4 protein-coding genes are annotated in these 4,705 nt (G+C 50.4%); 3 read left to right on the top strand and 1 reads right to left on the bottom strand.

All coding sequences use genetic code 11. The features are described 5' to 3' along the window. Positions 1 to 3: 3 nt before the first annotated feature. Positions 4 to 99: a helix-turn-helix domain-containing protein gene (locus AACZ40_RS28170; RefSeq protein WP_339676898.1), complete on the top strand. Its 96-nt coding sequence runs from the start codon at positions 4 to 6 to the stop codon at positions 97 to 99. 6 nt (positions 100 to 105) lie between these two features. Here the strand turns inward: AACZ40_RS28170 and AACZ40_RS28165 are convergent, their stop codons facing one another. Continuing rightward, positions 106 to 420, bottom strand: a complete 315-nt coding sequence (locus AACZ40_RS28165; RefSeq protein ID WP_291167103.1) for a hypothetical protein — start codon at positions 418 to 420, stop codon at positions 106 to 108. Positions 421 to 972: 552 nt separating this feature from the next. Between AACZ40_RS28165 and AACZ40_RS28160 the strand changes: the two genes are divergently transcribed. Continuing rightward, entirely contained in the window at positions 973 to 3,486 is a 2,514-nt protein-coding gene (locus AACZ40_RS28160; RefSeq protein WP_291167105.1) for a 2OG-Fe(II) oxygenase, read from the top strand. Between the two features lie 410 nt (positions 3,487 to 3,896). After that, a partial coding sequence (locus AACZ40_RS28155; protein WP_339676894.1) for a hypothetical protein occupies positions 3,897 to 4,705 on the top strand: 809 nt, incomplete at its 3' end.

Below are 4,705 nucleotides of genomic sequence, written 5' to 3'. Positions count from 1 at the left end.
GGGATCGAACGGGGGGAACGAAATCTTTCCTTACAGAATATCGAGCGGATCGCCGATACCCTGGAAATCAGCCTGGCAGAACTGATGAAAGGGGTTTGAGGGAACTTACATCGCAGGTTCAGCAACCAGGACGACTCCCAGCCGGTCAGAGTCGTCAGACATCGACTGGTTGGCGGCTTCTGGGTTTTCAAACAGGCGGGGATTCTTCACCATTGTCGCCTCAGGGTTGCACACAGCATAGCGTAGCCGTGCTGTCAATAACTGCTGACGCAGCCGCTGGATGTCTGCCTGTCCCCCTGTCGGCTCTAACTGCGGGCCGCCCGCGTAGATCTCGAACAGTTTTGCATCTTCGAGATCCATTTCTTCGCACCAGAACTGCAGGGCAGCTCTGATTAACATGATTTCTTGTCTCGATAGCATTGTGCTCCTTTCATTAAATGTGACTTTTAATTAAAGACGGAATCGGGTCTTAGACTGTGTCCAGTTTTACTGTAGCGTCTCCAGGGGCATTTGGACCGAGTATAATAGATTGAGAGACGCTATGGTTAAAAATGACTCGCTCTAGAATATGCGTTTTTCTGAACCAGATAAAAAAGTCATCACAGACCTTTTCATCTACTGCAATCTCTTTTGTTTTCGACATTAAATGTGTTATTCTCGTGCTCAATAGTTAATATCTTTCCTATTAATAATGACACATTTTTGGCCAAAATTTAGATATTGAAAGGCGATACGTAAACGAGGCTCAGAGTACAGAACGCCTGCCAGTTGAAACATGTAACGCTGTCTGTGGCTGCGGTACTGACGCTTGTGCGCGAATCCGCTTTTCTCAAATTTCGTGATCGGGCACAACTCGGACTAACACGAGAATCTTTGATTCGTTTGTACCGCCAGGAGAATCGTTACTCGACATAACAATGGATTACTATAGCGACATTAAATCATGTGATTTGCAAAGCGGAGATAGGCGCAATGGACTTTGAGGCAAAAACACCCTCAGCGGCGGAACAGCAACTGCTTGATGCACTCGGCAACTTAACGGAATCGATCTCTTTCAGTGCCAGTGGTAAGTGTCCATTCGTCTTGCCGGGATTGACGATTGACGGCATCGATGAAATCGCTTTTCCTGTCTCGAAGACCGGCGCTCGAAGCTTGATCAAGCAGGCCAGCCAGGCTCCTTACGGACGCGGCGAAGCGACCATTGTTGACACCAACGTACGCCGTGTCTGGCAATTGGAGCCCGATCAGTTCCGACTGGAAAACCCACAGTGGCAATCGCTTGTCTGCGAGGTCGCAAATTCGGTCAAATCGGAATTCGGTATCAAGCAAAACATTACGGCAAACCTCTACAAACTGCTGATTTATGAAAAAGGCAGCTTTTTTGCCCCGCATCGTGACACCGAAAAGTTGCACCGCATGTTCGCGACCCTCGTTATCTGTCTGCCGTCGAAACACAAAGGGGGCCAGTTGATCATATCACACGCCGGGCAATCGCAGATTGTGGACTTCGATGGAAAAACGTCGAATTACGATCTGCAATACGCGGCTTTCTATGCCGACTGCGAACACGAAATTCGTCCAGTTACCGACGGCTATCGCATTTGTCTGGTTTATAATCTCACCACCGGCGGTCGCAGGAAACAACCAGTCGCCCCCGAATTCAGTGACGCAGTCGAGTCGGCAACGACAGCCGTCGAGACGATCTTCGAGGAAAACGACCTGCGAGACATGATTGTTTTGCCGCTGTTGCACCAATACACCGAGGCTGGCCTGACCCCGGATGACTCATCTGATACGACTGAAGATTACGATGACTGGGAGGATGACGAGGAAGGACTTGACGAACAGGATGATCCCGACGACGAAGCACGGAACGATGTTCCGCGGCGCTTTCAAAAACGACGGCGCATGCCGGGGCGGTTGCCGAACTCAGCCGCCACATCAGTGCCATTGCAATTTAAGGGAGCCGACCGGGCACGCACCGACGTTCTGGCCGAAGTAGCGGCCCGTGCGAATTGCCGCGCCTTTGTCGCACTGCTGACGCACTGGCAGGCGGGTTACCCCGACTACAATACGATTGATTACAGTCCCTACGGTGGGCAGTGGGGCCATGATTACGAAGATGTCAGCAACATCAATGAGCAAGCGGAATTCGAAGATATCTTAGACGAATCGATTTCACTTCAGCACTGGCATACGCTGGATGGCAAGCGGCAACCATTTTACAGGTTGTTTGTTGATGAGGCCGATATTGTCAGTGATTTGAATGCCGATGGCCGATCGTATCGTCAACAGGTTCACGAGGCAACCGGCAATGCAGGGATGTCGATGGAACGCTGGTATCATCAAGCGGTGATCGTGCTCTGGCCGGAAGGGCGTCATTTTCAGGTTCTGGCATCGCAAGGCACAGAGAACTCGGTACCCGCCCTGAGTGAACTGGTAACGGCTACGGAAAGTCCTGAAAAGTGCGAAGATTGCAAAACATTCGCCCGACGCATCATTGATCACTGGGTGTATCCGACTCATGGACGACGTCGTAAAGCGAATTCACCAGGCACAAACATGATCCGGTCGCTGCTGGTAATTGGCGATGCCAACCTGGCACAGAAGTTCTTTGATCAGGTACTACCCCTGGAATATCCTACGCTTGATGGTGAATCGTTGCTGTCTTTAGCTGAACTCGCGAAGTGGGGGACAATCGAAAAATCACTGCTGTCCTTCTTTCAATCCCAAAAACCAGACGACTATGACGCCAGTTTGCGCTACCTGGTCACTACTTTCAGTTCGCTAGCCAGTCTGGGTGACGGCGTCTCCTCCAGTCGAAAACGAGTCTGCAAATCGGTATTGAAAGAAGTGATGCTGATGATATCACGGTGGGAGAAAAACAGACCAAATCCGATGAGGGATAATTTCGCATCGAATCGATCAAAGGCGTTTCAGGGCATCGTTGAGCCGCTGTTGCGCGGGATGTGTTCAGTCGGCACACAAAGCGATCTCAAGTCCCTGTTGTCACAAATCGCCTCCAGGCCACAACACTACGAATTACATAATGTTCTCATTCCTGCCGTCAACAAGCTAACGGACGATCAGCATTTTGCGGCTTCCGGCAAGCTGCAGGAAACGGCCCTGTTCAAGCTGCGTCAGTATTGTATCGACCAAGTCAAACAGCGCGCAGCCAAGAAACCCATCCCACCCGGGAACTGGAAACGAAAAGCCAACCTTGATTGCGACTGCGCAGACTGCCGGGAACTCGCCACATTCCTCAAAGATAAAGATGCGCCAATTCATCGCTTTCCACGACGTACTGAATTACGTCGGCACTTGCATCAGCAGATCGACCGCCATCGGATCGACTGCACGCATGTTACCGAGCGTCGAGGACGACCTTTCACGCTCGTCTGCACCAAAACTCAGGCATCATTTGAACGTGATCTGGCGCAATACAAAACTGACTGCAAGCTCTTAAAGGAACTGACCGATGGCTAACTCAAAACGCAAGTTGACTGTAGTGTAAGGCTACTTTTCTGACAAAACCGGAATACCAGAAATACACTGAGCTGATCAAATCGGAATTTAATATCACTATCCTCTGAAACGCTTCTCTCGGTCTGCCATTCCAAATACAGTCTGATCACCCGACGGCAATCCGGTTTCATCGGGTTTACAGTTGGCTGGTTCAAGCTCAAAAGTTTAGCTCTACCCGGCAATATGACATAGCCCTGATCAGCCAGTGGATTGCCTTTAATGCGTTATCTGGTCAATGGGATCAGGTGAAAATGATCCCTGTCCGGACCGTGAAAGAACGAAAACAAAACAGGTAGCAACCTCTCTTGGAATCTGGCGGTAACTGCTTGAAATTGGTAGAATCGAACTTCGACAACCACAAGGAATCTATTATGTCCACCCAAAAACAGATTCAACCCGGCGAGAAAATCCCACTCAAACTGACCGCTGCCGAGCGGAAGTTGATCCTCGACGACCTGCTGTGCCTCGACCAGGATTACGAGCAGATCATTCGGGAAACACCGACCGGCAAACCGGTAATGATGACTCTCGACGACCTGTACGACTTCGGCAGCTACTTTGCTGCCGAGTTCAACAACTGCAAAGACAGGAAGCAGCAAAAGAAACTCGACATTATATTCAAGAAGATTCAGCAGTTGCTCGACACGTATATTAATGAAGAGCCTTCGTCGATTTTGAAAATAGAGGATGCACACAAGATAAGGATGATTTCCGATCAGGCAGTGCAGATCGCTAATTTTGCAGGGGCGACACTTGTGGCTGCCGAACAACTTCGCATCAAAACAAAGCCGCTCGAAAACTTCTGTCTGGAACCGGGGCAGCGAGATGTTCTGCTGCTGATTCCCGGCCTGTCGAAACGCGTGAAGAACAAGCTGATGAAGGAAAAGCCTCTCACTGTGGCGGAAATCGCCAGCATGATGCTGTCCCTGGCGGAGGACCTTCTGGATGGTGGGGCGCAGAAACAGGTGGCATTGCTACTGGTTGCCAGGCACTTGATGGATCAGCTTGAGGAGGGAATCATGGCGAAGGCTGAACAACTGGAGAATCTGGAGGCGGAGTCCAGGCCGAAGGCAAACTCGGATATTCTCTACCAGTTCAAGATCACGTTGCTCGGAATTGAACCAGCGATCTGGAGGCGGATTCAGGTTCAGGATTGCACACTCGACAAACTGCACGAACA

This window comes from uncultured Gimesia sp. (genome assembly GCF_963972345.1).
Lineage (GTDB): Bacteria > Planctomycetota > Planctomycetia > Planctomycetales > Planctomycetaceae > Gimesia.
Note: the sequence above shows the minus strand (reverse complement) of the source record. Positions and strands in the feature narration are given on the sequence as shown.